The 15127-nt window shown below is 29.1% G+C and carries 20 protein-coding genes; 16 read left to right on the top strand and 4 right to left on the bottom strand.

Annotation, left to right across the window (positions count from 1 at the left end; translation table 11 throughout):
- Positions 1–151: 151 nt before the first annotated feature.
- From BEN51_RS10075 to BEN51_RS10060, 4 genes are all read right to left on the bottom strand, one after another.
- Positions 152–322, bottom strand: a complete 171-nt coding sequence (locus BEN51_RS10075) for an alpha/beta-type small acid-soluble spore protein (RefSeq protein ID WP_119865939.1) — start codon at positions 320–322, stop codon at positions 152–154.
- 79 nt (positions 323–401) lie between these two features.
- Complete coding sequence (locus BEN51_RS10070; protein ID WP_119865938.1) at positions 402–578, bottom strand: alpha/beta-type small acid-soluble spore protein; 177 nt, start codon at positions 576–578, stop codon at positions 402–404.
- A 45-nt stretch (positions 579–623) separates the two neighbouring features.
- Entirely contained in the window at positions 624–806 is a 183-nt protein-coding gene (locus tag BEN51_RS10065) for an alpha/beta-type small acid-soluble spore protein (RefSeq protein ID WP_119865937.1), read from the bottom strand.
- Between the two features lie 210 nt (positions 807–1016).
- Positions 1017–1643, bottom strand: coding sequence for an ECF transporter S component (locus tag BEN51_RS10060; RefSeq protein WP_119865936.1), 627 nt, complete (start codon positions 1641–1643; stop codon positions 1017–1019).
- Between the two features lie 252 nt (positions 1644–1895).
- Between BEN51_RS10060 and BEN51_RS10055 the strand changes: the two genes are divergently transcribed.
- From BEN51_RS10055 to BEN51_RS09980, 16 genes are all read left to right on the top strand, one after another.
- Positions 1896–2609 (top strand): ABC transporter ATP-binding protein, encoded by a 714-nt coding sequence (locus BEN51_RS10055; protein WP_119865935.1) that lies wholly within the window; start codon positions 1896–1898, stop codon positions 2607–2609.
- Positions 2602–4200, top strand: a complete 1599-nt coding sequence (locus BEN51_RS10050) for an ABC transporter permease (RefSeq protein ID WP_119865934.1) — start codon at positions 2602–2604, stop codon at positions 4198–4200. Before BEN51_RS10055 ends, BEN51_RS10050 begins: the two co-directional genes overlap by 8 nt.
- A 118-nt stretch (positions 4201–4318) precedes the next feature.
- A complete protein-coding gene (locus BEN51_RS10045; RefSeq protein WP_119865933.1) occupies positions 4319–4708 on the top strand; it encodes a GntR family transcriptional regulator in 390 nt (129 codons plus the stop codon).
- A gap of 1 nt (position 4709) precedes the next feature.
- Entirely contained in the window at positions 4710–5837 is a 1128-nt protein-coding gene (locus BEN51_RS10040; protein WP_119865932.1) for a DUF1648 domain-containing protein, read from the top strand.
- 176 nt (positions 5838–6013) lie between these two features.
- Positions 6014–7159: an ATP phosphoribosyltransferase regulatory subunit gene (gene hisZ, locus BEN51_RS10035; protein WP_119865931.1), complete on the top strand. Its 1146-nt coding sequence runs from the start codon at positions 6014–6016 to the stop codon at positions 7157–7159.
- Positions 7149–7790, top strand: coding sequence for an ATP phosphoribosyltransferase (hisG, locus tag BEN51_RS10030; protein WP_119865930.1), 642 nt, complete (start codon positions 7149–7151; stop codon positions 7788–7790). The genes hisZ and hisG overlap by 11 nt, the downstream gene beginning before the upstream one ends.
- An 18-nt stretch (positions 7791–7808) precedes the next feature.
- Positions 7809–9095: a histidinol dehydrogenase gene (hisD, locus tag BEN51_RS10025; RefSeq protein WP_119865929.1), complete on the top strand. Its 1287-nt coding sequence runs from the start codon at positions 7809–7811 to the stop codon at positions 9093–9095.
- A complete protein-coding gene (gene hisC / locus BEN51_RS10020; RefSeq protein ID WP_119865928.1) occupies positions 9092–10105 on the top strand; it encodes a histidinol-phosphate transaminase in 1014 nt (337 codons plus the stop codon). The genes hisD and hisC overlap by 4 nt, the downstream gene beginning before the upstream one ends.
- Before the next feature lie 12 nt (positions 10106–10117).
- Positions 10118–10708, top strand: coding sequence for an imidazoleglycerol-phosphate dehydratase HisB (gene hisB / locus BEN51_RS10015; RefSeq protein ID WP_119865927.1), 591 nt, complete (start codon positions 10118–10120; stop codon positions 10706–10708).
- A gap of 40 nt (positions 10709–10748) precedes the next feature.
- Entirely contained in the window at positions 10749–11462 is a 714-nt protein-coding gene (gene hisA / locus BEN51_RS10010; protein ID WP_119865926.1) for a 1-(5-phosphoribosyl)-5-[(5-phosphoribosylamino)methylideneamino]imidazole-4-carboxamide isomerase, read from the top strand.
- Between the two features lie 19 nt (positions 11463–11481).
- On the top strand, positions 11482–12255 hold the full coding sequence (hisF, locus tag BEN51_RS10005; RefSeq protein ID WP_119865925.1) for an imidazole glycerol phosphate synthase subunit HisF: 774 nt from the start codon (positions 11482–11484) through the stop codon (positions 12253–12255).
- A 107-nt stretch (positions 12256–12362) separates the two neighbouring features.
- A complete protein-coding gene (hisI, locus tag BEN51_RS10000; RefSeq protein ID WP_119865924.1) occupies positions 12363–12698 on the top strand; it encodes a phosphoribosyl-AMP cyclohydrolase in 336 nt (111 codons plus the stop codon).
- 53 nt (positions 12699–12751) lie between these two features.
- A complete protein-coding gene (gene hisE / locus BEN51_RS09995; protein WP_119865923.1) occupies positions 12752–13081 on the top strand; it encodes a phosphoribosyl-ATP diphosphatase in 330 nt (109 codons plus the stop codon).
- Positions 13082–13094: 13 nt separating this feature from the next.
- Positions 13095–13868 carry a histidinol phosphate phosphatase gene (locus BEN51_RS09990; protein WP_119866611.1) on the top strand — a complete coding sequence of 258 codons (774 nt, stop codon included), beginning with the start codon at positions 13095–13097 and terminating at the stop codon, positions 13866–13868.
- Between the two features lie 188 nt (positions 13869–14056).
- The gene (locus BEN51_RS09985; protein WP_119865922.1) at positions 14057–14563 is read left to right on the top strand and encodes a GNAT family N-acetyltransferase; all 507 of its coding nucleotides are present in this window, start codon (positions 14057–14059) and stop codon (positions 14561–14563) included.
- A gap of 21 nt (positions 14564–14584) precedes the next feature.
- Positions 14585–15127 carry a nitroreductase family protein gene (locus BEN51_RS09980; RefSeq protein WP_119865921.1) on the top strand — a complete coding sequence of 181 codons (543 nt, stop codon included), beginning with the start codon at positions 14585–14587 and terminating at the stop codon, positions 15125–15127.

Genomic DNA, 15127 nt, shown 5'->3' with positions numbered 1-15127 from the left:
AATCCTAAACTCATGGAGTCTAGGATTTATTTTTTTGCACAAAAAGGGACTGTGCACTAATTATTAGTGCGACAGCCCCTCTTTTTATATATTCAGTTTTTCTATTTTTTTGCTATTTCTACTCAGAAACATTTTTACTCAGTAGTTTTTTCTACTCAATTGTTCCTTTGTAGTTTTCAATCATTTTCTTAACCATTTCGCCACCAACGCTTCCGCATTGTCTAGCAGTTAGGTCTCCGTTATATTCTTTGAAGTTAACACCTAATTCAGATGCAACTTCATTTTTTAAATTAGCTAATCCTTTTTTATTACCTCTTGCCATTACAAACTCCTCCTTTGTTAAAAGTTACGAAGTTTTGAATAGTAAATTAGTAATCTTTTGAAAAGCTAATTTAAGTTTTTTATTTGTTTCTTCCTTCGTAGGTTTCTATCATTCTCTTAACCATTTCGCCACCAACGCTTCCGCATTGTCTAGCAGTTAAGTCTCCACTATATTCTCCGAATTGTACTCCAAATTCAGAAGCAACTTCATTTTTTAAATTTTGTAGAGTTGGATTCTTTTTGTTTTTTGCTGCCATGATTAACTCCTCCTTTAAACCTTAGAAGTTTTGGCTTAGGTTAGTTTATTGATTTTTTCCTGTGTAAGATTCTATCATTCTCTTAACCATTTCACCGCCAACGCTTCCGCATTGTCTAGCAGTTAAGTCTCCGTTGTATTCTCCGAAAGAAACTCCAAATTCAGATGAAACTTGATTTTTTAAATTTTGAAGTCCCGGATTTTTTTTGTTGCTGTTTCTGCTTGCCATTTTTAATTCCTCCTTTGTTTGCTTCTTTTGAAGCTTGTTTATTGTTTTGCACAGTTAATATCAACTTTGCACTAATAGATTATGTAGTTTTACATATAATAAACTATAAAAATAAAGCCATAAAAGGAAAAAGAGTTATTAAAATGAATAAAATGGTACAAACTATAAAAGGTTGTTTGAATAAATTCAAACAACCTAAAACTCTAAAATTTAATTATTTCTTTTTTGCATTTTAAAAATCGCAATTACAACTGCTGTACAAATTAATGCAGATAATAATGCTTCTGCCAATCCGTTGGTAGTTACTATTGATAATAAAGCTAAAGCTACACTGCCTCTAGAGCTGGAAGTAATGGATCCCTTAGAAATTAAAATATCAGCATAATTTTTAAAATATAATAAGTATATTGATCCAAGTACGCCTATTGTATTTGTTAAGGACCCACAAATAGCAGCTATTGCTATAGATAGCTTTAAATTTTTAAATTTTGATTTTAAGAAGTTATAAGCATAATAAGCTATAATGCCTATTAAAACTCTTGGTAGTATAGAAACTATTGGATTATAAAAAAATGGAGACATTACTGTTGGTGCTGTTATATTTTGATAAATAGAAAACAGACCAAAAATGAATCCTATTGAAGCTCCAACTATCGGACCCTCAATAATAGCTCCAATAATTACAGGTAAATGAAGTATTGTTAGTTTAAAAAGTGGAAGTGGTATGAAACCAAGACCAGTTAAACCTAAAAAAATACTTATACCTGATAGCATAGAAATAACTACCATTTTTCTTATGTGTTCGCGAGAATTTCCAAATCCCCTTGCATTTAACATAATAATCCCTCCGTTCTCATTCCATAATGGATATAATTCGGCAAAAAAGAAATTATAATTTTGGTTCGGTTTCAAAAGAATACCGACCATTCTTTTTTTATTTTATCATATAAGATAGAACTGTAAAGAAAAAAATATATGTAAAAAATAAGTTTTAATTATTAAAATTTTCAAAAAATTTTAAATAAGAATACTTGCAATATAATTCTATTTGTTATAGTATATATATAACAAATAGAAGGAGGAAATATTATGTTAGAGATAAGGAACTTTTCAAAATCATATAAGAATGGAAAAAAAGCTGTGGATAATATTTCAATTACATTAAATAAGGGAGAAATATTTGGATTTATTGGACATAATGGAGCGGGAAAAACCACTACAATAAAAGCAATAGTAGGAATTTTAGATTTTGAAGAAGGAGAAATATTTATAGATGGTGTATCGATTAAGGAAGATTTAATAGGAGCCAAAAGAAAAATTGCATATATACCTGATAATCCAGATATTTATGATTCACTTACTGGAATTCAATATTTAAATTTTGTAGCAGATATGTATGAAGTTTCAAGTGAAGAAAGAGAAAAATTAATAAAGTATTATTCAGAAAAATTTGAAATACTTCCTGCCTTAGGAGATCTAGTTTCATCCTATTCTCATGGAATGAAACAAAAATTAGTAATAATATCAGCATTAATTCATAAACCTAAGCTATTAATATTAGACGAACCTTTTGTTGGTTTAGATCCAAAGGCTTCTCATTTATTGAAGGAAGAAATGAAGCAATTATGTAAAGAGGGGACTGCAATATTCTTTTCAACGCATGTATTAGAAGTAGCAGAGAAAATATGTGATAAGGTAGCCATAATTAAAGGAGGAAAAATAGTAGCAGAAGGAAATATGGATGAGGTAAAGGGAGATAGTTCATTAGAAGATATTTTTATGGAGTTGATAGATAATGAATAAATTATATGTGTTATTTAAAACAACTTTTATTAATTCTACAGGAATAAATAAACTTATAAAAGAAAAATCAATAAAGGAGAGAGCTAGACTTATTTTAATATATATTTTGATTGGAATTTCGATGTTGTCTTTAGCTTTTTCTGCATCAATTAATTCTTATTTAATGGCTGATACATTAAAGGCTATGGGGATTTTTGATTTACAGATAATAATGGCATTTATTCTTAGTGTTATTATAATATTTTTCACTTCGATTTATAAGGCTCAAGGACTACTTTTTTCTTCTAAAGATTATGATTTACTTATGAGCATGCCTATTAAAACTAATATTATTTTAATAAATAAGATGCTTAATTTATTAGTAATGAATTATTTGATATTAATATTTACATTCTTACCACAATCAGTTGTATATTTTATTAAATCTGAAGTATCAAGCTTATATTTTGTATATTTAACAATAGTATTTATATTTATTCCATTAATACCAATAGTATTTTCTTCAGTGATAGCATTTTTTATTGCCTTTATTTCTTCTAGATTAAAATATAAAAATTTAATAATAAATCTGGGAACAATTTTATTTGTGGCATTTATTATTATAGCTTCTTTTAATAGTGGAGATTTAATTCAAAATATTATTTCAAATAGTAAGTCAATGACAGAGGGAATAAAAAAGTTATATCCGCCATTAATTTTTGCCTCAAGAGCTTTAACAGAGTTGAATATAAAAGATTTATTGATTTTTATTGGGATATCATTGATGGTATTTTCAATATTTGTAGTAATATTCAGCAAAAGTTTTAAATCAATAAATTTAAAATTACAAGAAACTTATAGAAAATCAAATTATAAGTTAGGAAAAATTACTAGTTCATCAAAAGTAGCTGCATTATTAAAAAAGGAGATAAGAAGATATTTTTCCACACCTATTTATGTGCTAAATACAATTATTGGACCAGTATTATTAATCATTGCTGCTATAGCAACAATGATTTTTGGGAAAGATGTAATCTATACTATAGCTGAGGTTGAATTTAGCGAACAATTAATACCTTTATTTATTATTGCGCTTATATGTGGAATTTCATCGACTTCTTGTACAACTAGTTCATCAATTTCTTTAGAAGGAAAAAATTTATGGATATTAAAATCTTCACCAATTAAGGTTAAGGATATTTTTATAGGGAAAATAGCTTTAAATATATTATTAATATTACCAGCAGCTTTAATAAGTAGTATTATTTTCTTTATCTCTTTAAAATTACCAATAACTAGCTTTATATTTTTGATAATAATAACTACAATTTATTCTTTTGTAATACCGATACTTGGACTTATAGTGAATTTATATTTTCCTAAGTTAGAATGGACATCAGAAACTACAGTAGTAAAACAAAGCAGTAGTGTTTTTGTACAAATGCTTTTGTCAGCAGTTATAGTTGTCATACCAATCTTTGTATTTGTAAAAGGAAATATTACTAATTTTAATTTATTTATGATATTAGTGACAATTTACTTGCTAATTGTACTTATAGTATTATTAATAATTCTTAATACAGTTGGAGTAAAGTTATTTAAAAAATTATAAATTTTGTGAAAGCAATTTTATCAGTGCGCAGTATAAAATTTACAGTTCACGATTAAGGAAATAATTCATCCTTAATCGTGAACTGTGCCTTGTGAACTGAAAAAGGGTGGTGTTTTATTTGATTTTAAAAATAGATTTTGATTCGGAAATTCCAATATATATGCAAATTAAAAATCAGGTAATTGAGGGAATTGCGAGGGGAGAAATTAAATTTGGAGAAGAATTACCTTCTGTTAGAGCATTGGCAGAAGATATTGGAGTTAATATGCATACCGTAAATAAATCATATACTATGCTTAAAGATGAAGGCTATATAAAAATTGATAGAAGAAAGGGAGCAATAGTTTCATTAAATTTAGATATATCTGCAGAAAAGTTTAATAAAGAATTTAATGAAAACTTATATTTTTATATGGCTCAATGTTTTAATAGAAAAATAAATATTGAGGAAGTAAAAAAGAAAATGGATAATATATATATGGAGTTTGTTAATAAGGAGAATAAGTAATATGGATACAATAATTTTTTCTATATTAATGGTCTTTCTAAGTATAGTACTATTTTTACAAGGCTTATTTGTAAATCGCTTATCTAATAATGGAATTATATTTGGGGTAAGAGTTCCTGCTGAATTTAGAAAGGATGAAGATATACAAAAACTAGAGAATGAATATAAAAAAATATACTTGCTATCAATTTTTCCAACTATAGTGATAGTAAATTTTTTAGTATATTTATATCCAAAGGTATATATTTTTCTATTATTAACCTTTCTATTAATATTTTTAACTAATTTACCGGTGCTTATCTTTTGGAAAAGAATGATTGATTTAAAGAAAGAAAAGAAGTGGGATAAATTAGGGAAAAATATTGTAGTGGTAGATACCTCCATAAGAAAGCCAAAGAATAAAAAAGATATAAAGGGTATAAAAAATAAGACTTTTTTAATTTTATTAATTGTTCCTATAATAACTTTAATTATAACTTTTATTTCCTATGATAGGATCCCAGATGTTTTCCCTACTCACTATAATGGCAAAGGAATTCCAGATAGCTTTGCAATAAAAAACAGTTTTTCAGGTTTTATATATTTGATACTTCTTCCAATAATTCAGGCCTTAATGATATTATTTTTTATGGTAATAAATAAATTTGCTATTAATGGTAAAACGGACATTAATAGTGGCAGTATAAGAGAGATAAGAGAGCAAAGAAAGGTGTTTAAAAAATATAATTCTATATTTTTATTCCTTCTTGCCTTGGAAATGATTATTTTATTTTCATTTATACAGTTCTGCATGATATATGGCTGGAGTATAAATATTATCAATGGAATATCCCTAACTATTATATTTGCGAGCATAATAATTTTCACTATAGTAACCTATAAAATAGGACAAGGTGGAAAAAATATAAAAGTTAGTAATGCTGAAAAAGAAATATATAGGGATGATGATAAGTACTGGATTTTGGGAAGTTTTTATTATAATAAGAAGGATCCAAGCTTATTTATAGAAAAAAGGATTGGTATTGGTTGGGATGTTAATATAGGGAATCCTATAGGAATGACAATAATGATTGTTCCCTTTGTTCTTATATTTATTATGATAATAGTTCTGGGGATCTTAGGAGTTTAAGAAGTAATAGAATAAATAATGGATAATAGGAATTTCAAGTAATAATATTTGGAGTTCCTATTATTTTTTTATTTTATTAATAAATAATATTGACTTTTTCCAAAAAGTAGAATATTATAACTATAACAGTTTAAAGGGATAAAGTGATAAAGCAATAAAGTAAAAGGGGTGTGAAGATGAGGGAAAATACTATTCCAGATGGAACAAGGGATATAACTAATGAAGAGTGCATCATTAAACAAAGGATAATCAAAAATATAAATAAAATTTTTGATTCTTGGGGATATAAGGAAGTAATTACTCCAACAATAGAATTTTATGAAACTTTTAAATATGATAATTCAGGTTTAAAAGAAGAAAACATGTATAAGTTCTTCGATAATAAGGGGAGAATTTTAGTCTTAAGGCCTGATATGACAGTGCCTGTTGCTAGAGTAGTTGCTACTAAATTAAAAGATACTAAGGGTATTAGCAGGTTAAGATACCAAGCAAATGTTTTTAGAGTCTATGAAGAACTAGCCGGAATGAGAAATGAATACACAGACTGTGGAATAGAACTTTTTAGTAAGGAGAAAAATTTCTCTGATTTGGAAACTTTAATTATTGCAATTGAAACCTTAACTTCTATTGGAGTAAAGGATTTTAAATTAGAAATAGGTGATGTTAATTTCTTTAAATCTGCCCTTGAGCAATTAAATATTTCTCAGGAGGATTCTTTAAGCTTAGCTGAATTAGTGGAAAAGAAGCGTTTAAAATCCTTAAGTGATTTTTTAAATAACCTTTCAATTGATTATGATAAAAAGAAATTTTTTATGGAACTTCCTCTAATATTTGGTTCTGGAAAGGAGCTTTTAGACAAGTATGAGGAAATTTCTTTTACTTCTAAAATGAAGGCTAGTGTTAAATATTTAAAAAGCCTTTATGGTAAATTAGAAAAACTAGGATATGAAAGTTGTGTAAGCTTTGATTTGGGAATAATTCCAAGATTAAATTATTATACAGGAATTATCTTTAGGGGCTTTATTCAAGGGTCTGGTAATTTTGTTTTAAGTGGAGGCCGATATGATGAGTTAATGAAGGATTTTGGACAAGATCTTAAAGCAATAGGATTTTCCATTAATATTGATGAATTAATCCAGCTAATGGACATCAGCAAGTATTATAAAGAGGGCTATAAGATATTATTCAATGAAGCTAAAGAAATAGAAGCTCTTAATAAAAGCATTGAATTAAGAAAGAAAGGATATATTGTGGAAATTATTCCTTCTAAGAAAGTAGATGATATAAAGATTTTGAAGGAGAAGTATTATTATGGGGATTAGTATTGCAATTACAAAGGGAAGACTGGAAAAGGAAACTGTAAAAATATTAGAAAAAGGAGCTTTTGGAATAGAGGGGCTTAAAGACAAGGGAAGAAAGTTAGTTTTTCAAGATTCAAAAGAGGATATAGAATATTTTTTAGTTAAGGCAAGGGATAGTATTACCTATGTAGAACATGCTGTTGCAGATATAGGGATTGTTGGATTAGATACTTTAATGGAAACTGATCATTCCTGCTATGAAGTTATGGATTTAGGAATTGGTAAGTGTAAGTTTATTGTGGCATCTATGCCAGATAAGAACTTATTTAAAATGGGGGGCCATATAAAAATAGGAACTAAGTATCCAGCTGTTGCTAGAGAATTTTTTAAATCAATTTCCATGGATGTTGAAATTATTAAAATTGAAGGTTCTGTTGAACTTGGACCAATCCTGGGCTTATGTGATGGAATAGTAGATATTATGGAAACAGGTACAACCTTAAAGGAAAATGGGCTAATAGTTTTAAGGGAAATATGTGATATAAGTGCAAGAGTAATTGTAAATAAGGCAAGTTTTAAATTAAAACAGCAGCAGATAAATTCATTTTTAAGTAGGGTATATAGTGTTATTAGCAATAAAAATAAGCAATAAATAAAGGGGGTTAGGGCAGTGTTAAGATTATTTGAAATAAGTAAAAGTAATGAGGAAGTAATTAATATTATTAAAAACAGGGAAGAAGAGAATTTAGACCTTGTAGATACAGTATCAAAAATTCTAAAAGATGTTAAAGATAATAAAGATAAGGCCTTAAGAAAATATACAGAAGCCTTTGACAAGGTAAAAGTAAAAGACCTAAGGGTTTCTGAAAATGAAATAAAAAAGGCCTTTAAAAGTGTTGAAGAAGATTTTATAGAGGCTTTAAAAAGGGCAGCAGAAAATATAGAAAAATTTCATGAAAAACAAAAAAGCAAGGACTATATTATTTCTGAGGAAGATGGGACATATATGGGGCAAAGAGTCCTTCCCTTAGAAAGAGTAGGAGTTTATGTACCAGGGGGAACAGCAGCTTATCCTTCATCTGTTTTGATGAATGTTATTCCAGCAAAGGTAGCAGGAGTTAAAGAAATTGTTATGGTAACACCCCCAAGTAAAGCGGGAGGAATAAATCCATATATAGCAGTTGCAGCTAAAATTGCAGGAGTAAAGGAAATATACAAGGTAGGTGGAGCCCAAGCAATAGCTGCACTAGCTTATGGAACAGAATCAATTGAAAGGGTAGATAAAATAGTTGGTCCTGGAAATACTTATGTGGCAACAGCTAAAAAACTTGTATTTGGAAAAGTTGATATTGATATGATTGCAGGACCAAGTGAAATTCTTATAATTGCAGATGACAAAGCTGATGCAAAGTATGTAGCAGCAGATTTAATGTCGCAAGCAGAACATGATAAATTAGCGGCTTCAATCTTATTAACTACATCAGTAGAAAAATATAAGGAAGTTGTAAAAGAACTTAAAAAGCAAGTAGAAGAATTAGAGAGAAAAGCAATAATAAAAGAAGCCTTTAAGAATTATGGAATGGCAATAATTTGTCCAAACCTAGAAAAGTGTAAAGAACTATCAAATATAATTGCACCAGAACACTTAGAGTTAATGGTTGAAAATCCAATGGAACTCCTTGGAAAAGTAAAAAATGCAGGTTCAGTATTTTTAGGATATTATTCTCCAGAACCAGTTGGAGACTATTTTGGTGGACCAAATCATGTTTTACCTACCAGCGGAACAGCAAGATTTTTCTCTGCTCTTTCAGTAGATAGCTTTGTTAAGAAAAGTTCATTTATATATTACTCAAAAGAAGCCATAAATAGGGAGGCGGATAAAATCATATTATTAGCTGAAAAGGAAGGCTTAACAGCCCATGCTAATTCTGTAAAAGTGAGAGTGATAAAGGAATGAAGAAGGTAAATAAAATAAGATTAAATGCAAATGAAAATTATAAACCCTTAGAAGAAAATATAATAACAAATTTATTTTCTACTATTGAAAAAATAGAGCTTAATAGATATCCAGATACTGATGGAAAGGAATTAAGAGAGGCTTATGCGGCTTATGCAGGAGTTAAAAGGGAAAATATAATTTTAGGCAATGGTTCTGATGAAATGCTAAGCCTGGCTATAAGCAAGAATATTTCTAAGGGAGAAAAGATATTTGCTTTAGATCCTGATTTTTCAATGTATGACTTTTATGTTTCCTTAAAGGAAGGGGAAGTAGTTAAATATAAATTTAATCCTAAGGAAGAATTAAATATAGATAACTTTATTTCTGAGGGGCTAAAAAGCAAGGCTAAATTAATAATATTTTCAAATCCAAACAATCCAACAGGTTATGGATTTAAAATTAGTCATATTAAAAAAATCCTGGAAGCTTTTAAGGATAAAACAGTTTTAGTAGATGAAGCTTATTATGAATTTTATGGTGAAAGTGCAATTGAACTTATAAATGAATACAAGAATTTAATTGTAACAAGAACTTTATCAAAGGCATGGGGACTAGCAGCCCTAAGGGTTGGTTTTTTAATATCTAATGAAGAAAGTATAAGGGAGTTAATGAATTATAAGGTTCCTTATAATGTTAATTCTATATCCCAGGCTCTTGCAGCAAAGGTAATTAGAAACTGGAAGGAACTAAAGAAAAGGGTGGAAGTTATAGTAAAGGAAAGAGAAAAGCTTTATAAGAACTTATTAGAAATTCAAAAAGAAAGTAGTTTAAAAATAAAATTTTATCCATCAAAAGCAAACTATATATTTGGAGAAACAGACCATAAAGACATTTTAATAAGAGCATTGGAAGAGGCAGGAATTATAATTAGAGATTTTAATAAGGATAATACTTTTAGAATAACTGTTGCTTCCAGTTTGGAAAATGAAAAAGTAGTAGAGGTTATTAGAAGGACCTTTCTTAAGTAAAGGAGAGATTTTATGGGCAATAGAATTGCAAAGGTAGAAAGAGTAACAAAGGAAACGGAAATAAGTTTAAAAATTAATTTAGATGGAAGGGGAGAAAGCAATATTTTCACTGATCTAGGCTTCCTTAATCATATGTTAACTTTATTTTCATTTCATAGCGGTATTGATATTGACCTTAAGGCTAAAGGCGATATTGAAGTATGCGACCATCATATTGTTGAAGATATAGGAATATGTTTAGGACAAGCTCTAAACAAGGCTCTAGGAAATAAGGCAGGAATAAAAAGATATGGAACAGTTTTTATTCCAATGGATGAAGCCTTATGCACTGTAACCTTAGATTTAAGTGGAAGGGGTTTTTTATATTTTGAAGGGGACTTTAAAAGGGAAAGCATTGGAAACTTTTCAACAGAAATGGTAAAGGAATTTTTTAGAGCAGTTGCAATTAATTCTGCTTCAACAATTCATGCTAGGATTTTATACGGAGAAAATGACCACCATAAAATAGAAGGTTTATTTAAGGCTTTTGGAAGAAGCTTAAAGGAAGCAGTTTCTATTGGAGAAAACAAAGATTTAATACCTTCTACTAAAAGTGTTTTATAAAATATATAGGAAAATATAAAAATATTGGGGAGTTGGTTATATGATAGTTATTCCAGCAATTGATATTATTGATGGAAAGCCAGTTAGATTATATCAAGGAGATTATAATAAAAAGAAAATTGTAGGAGAAGATGTCCTTGAAATATCTAAAAAGTTTGAAAGAGAAGGGGCAGACTATATTCATATAGTTGATTTAGATGGAGCTAAGGCTGGTAGGTTAATAAACAAAGAAATCATATTAAAGCTAGCAAAAACATTAAAAATTCCAATTGAAGTAGGTGGTGGTATTAGGACCTATGAAGATATTAAATATTTAATAGAAGCTGGAGTTTCAAGGGTAATACTAGGAACAATTGCCATTGAAGATAAGGCTCTTCTTAGGAAAGCTCTAGAGGATTTTGGAGACAAAATTGCTGTAGGAATTGACTGTAAGGATGGATATGTTTGCACTAGGGGCTGGTTATCTCAAAGTAAAAGAAAATATATAGACTTCCTTTTGGAAATGGAAAAAATGGGTGTGAAAAATATTATTGTTACAGATATAAGCAAGGATGGAACCCTTCAAGGATCTAATATAGAAATGATAAAAGAAATAAAAGAAATTTCTAAGATAGATATAACAGCATCAGGTGGAGTAAAGGATATAGAGGATATAAGAAAATTAAAAGAGTTAGATATATATGGAGTTATTGCTGGAAAATCAATCTACTCAAAAACCCTATCTTTAAAAGAAGCTTTAGAATTAACTAAATAAGATATAAAAGAGGTGAAACATGCAAAACAAGAGAATTATACCATGTTTAGATGTAAAAAATGGACAAGTAGTTAAAGGCATAAACTTTAAGGGGCTAACTAAAGTTGGAGATCCAGTAGAGCTGGCAGAAAGATACTGCAAACAAGGGGCAGATGAACTTGTATTTTTAGATATAACAGCGACTAATGAAGGAAGAAAAACTATGGTAGAAGTGGTTAAAAAAACAGCAGAAAAAGTAACTATACCTTTTACTGTTGGTGGAGGAATCGCAACAATAGAGGAAATGAAAACTATATTAAAGGCTGGTGCAGATAAAGTAAGTTTAAATTCAGCGGCAGTAAGAAACAAGAAATTAATTGAAGAAGGAGCCTATAAGTTTGGAAGTCAATCTATTGTCCTTGCTGTAGATGCAAAGAGAAGGCAGGATAAGACAGGATGGAATGTATTAATAAATGGAGGAAGAATAGATACCGGCATAGATCTTTTAAAATGGATTGAAGAGTGTTACAAACTAGGTGCTGGAGAAATCCTCTTAACTTCTATGGATGCAGATGGAACAAAAAGTGGCTTTGATATAGAACTTACAAAAATTGTTAGTGATTTTGTGGATATTCCAGTAATTGCCTCTGGTGGTTGTGGAAAACTAGAAGATTTTAAAGAAGTCTTTGAAGAGGGAAAAGCAGATGCAGCGTTAGCTGCTTCATTATTTCACTATGGAGAGCTAACAGTGGGGGATGTAAAAAAATACTTAAAAGCAAATGGAATAAGTGTAAATAAAGGCTACGATAAATAGGATATATTAACATTTCTATATAATATATAGGTATCAGTGCACAACAACCTCTAACTGTGGACTGTGAATTGTACACTGTGAACTGATATAATTGGGGGTAGGTTGGAATGGCTAATTTTAATGAATATATAAATTTAATAGATTTCCATAAAGGAAAGGGTTTGGTTCCTACAATAGTACAGGATTATAATACTAGGGAAGTTTTAATGCTGGCTTATATGACCAAGGAAAGTCTTATAAAAACTTTAGAAGATAAAACAAGCTGGTTTTTTAGTAGAAGTAGAAATGAACTTTGGAATAAGGGGGCAACCTCAGGAAATTTTCAAATTGTGAAGGAAATTAAGATTGATTGTGATGGGGATACTATTCTTTTATTAGTAGAACAAAAGGGAGTAGCTTGCCATACTGGGGCAAGAAGCTGTTTTTATAGAAGCTTCACTTAAGAATTATAGTAAACAGGACTTAGAGAAAATGAAAGGAATTTGGAGGGGGAAATTTGGAGAAGAATATATTAGAAGTTTTATATAATATTATTTTGGATAGGAAAGAAAATAGGGATGAAGGATCTTATACCAGTTATTTATTTAATAAGGGTATAGATAAAATACTTAAAAAAGTAGGAGAAGAATCTACTGAAGTTATAATAAGTGCCAAGGAAAATAATAGGAAAAATCAAGTGGCAGAGATAGGAGATTTACTTTATCACCTTTTAGTACTGATGGCAGAATTAAATATTTCTTTAGATGATGTAAAGATAGAGTTAGAAAAAAGAAGGGAAAAAACAAATAATTTAAAACCAGAAAGAAGAAAGATTGAAGAATTATAAGGGAGGTGGATTTATGGTTTTTGATAGCCATATTCACACGAAATTTTCTACTGATAGCAATATGGATATTCTAGAAGCAATAGCCGTAAGTAAGGAAAAAAATATAGGAATAATAATTACTGAACATTTGGATTTAGATTATCCCGAAGAAGCTGAATTTAGATTTGATATAGCTAAATACTTTAATGATTATGAAAAGTATAGAAATGATAAGGTAAAACTAGGAATTGAAATTGGATTAACAAAAAACACTTTAAAAGAAAATGAGGAAATAGCATCTAAATATGACTTTGATTATGTTTTAGGGTCAATTCATGCTGTTAGAGGCTTAGATATTTATCTTGATTATATAAATCTTGGATATAATAAAAGAGAATTTTTTACCTACTATTTAGAAGAGATGCTTACTTGTGTAAATTTATATAATAATTTTGATTCCTTAGCTCATATAGATTACCCCTGCAGATATTGTAACTATGATAATAAAGAAATTTTAGTTTCAGAATTTAAAGATATATTAGCAGAAATTTTTAAAAGCTTAATAAATAAAGGGAAGGTTTTGGAGCTAAACACAAACAGGCTTCAAAATAAAGATGCAAAAGAAGCATTAATTGATATATATAAACTATATAGAGATTTAGGTGGGAAATATATTACTTTAGGGTCAGATTCTCATAACTATAAAGGAATATATAGGAATTTTCATATTGGACTGGAGCTAATGGAGCACTTAAAATTAAAGGGAATTTACTTTAATAAGAGAAAACTTGAATATATAGTAATGTAGAATTTACATTGTACATTCTACATTGTACTATAAAAAAGTGCTTCGCACTTTTTTATAGTGAAATATAATTAAAATAGTATTATAATAATATAATAGTGATGATGGTGCTGCTGGACAGCTCCATTTATTTTTGTATGATTTTATGGAAAATGGCAATAAGCATTATCTAAAGACAAGGGGGAAGAAGAATGGAGTATTTTAATACTAATATTGAAAATTTTAAACTAAGAAAAGCTGAGGAAAGGGATATAAGTTTAGTTTATTCCTTAATTAAGGAAATGGCTGAATATGAAAAACTTTCTCATGAAGTTGTTGGAACTGAAGAAATTTTAAGAAAATCTGTATTTGAAAAAAGAAGGGCAGAGATTCTTATTCCAGAATATAATGGAGAGGTTGTTGGGTATGTAGTATTTTTCTATAACTTTTCAACCTTTAATTGCGCGCCTGGACTTTATATAGAAGATATCTTTATAAAAAAGGAATTTAGGAAAAATGGATTTGGAAGAGAAATATTTAATGTTTTAGGGAAAATAGCAAAGGAAGAAGACTGCCAAAGAATGGAATGGACCTGTCTTGATTGGAATGAACCAGCAAGAAAGTTTTATGCATCAATGGGAGCAGAAAGAATGGAAGATTGGACGAATCACAGGATTTCAGGAGAAGTTTTAGAAAAATTAAAGAATGGAAATAATTAAGTAAAAATAGGAGGATTTTAATTGGAATTTTTACAATTAGCAAAAGATAGATATTCAGTAAGAAAGTTTAGTGATAAAAAAGTAGAAAAAGAAAAGTTAGATTTGATTTTAGAGGCTGGAAGGGTTGCGCCAACTGCTGTGAATTTTCAGCCTCAAAGGATATTAGTTATTGACAGTGAAGAAAGCTTGGAAAAAGTAAAATCATGTACCCGTTTTCACTTTGATGCACCTTTGACCCTATTAATATGCTATGATTCTACAGTTAGCTGGAAAAGGTCTTATGATCAAAAAGAAATGGGAGAGGTTGATGCTAGTATAGTAATAACTCATATGATGCTTCAAGCTGCTGAGCTAGGATTAGGAACAACTTGGGTAGGTCATTTTGATCCAGAAGCAATAAGGGAGAAGTTTGATTTACCAGAATATCTTATTCCTGTAGCTCTTCTACCAATGGGTTATCCAAGTAGTGATTCTAAACCAAATCCTCTTCATGAAAAACGTTATGATATTGACAAAACAGTTTTTTATAATTCTTTTGAGGGGATAACTCCAGGTAAAAAATAA

Source organism: Clostridium isatidis, assembly GCF_002285495.1.
Lineage (GTDB): Bacteria > Bacillota > Clostridia > Clostridiales > Clostridiaceae > Clostridium > Clostridium isatidis.
This window is presented reverse-complemented; position numbering and strand designations above follow the sequence as displayed.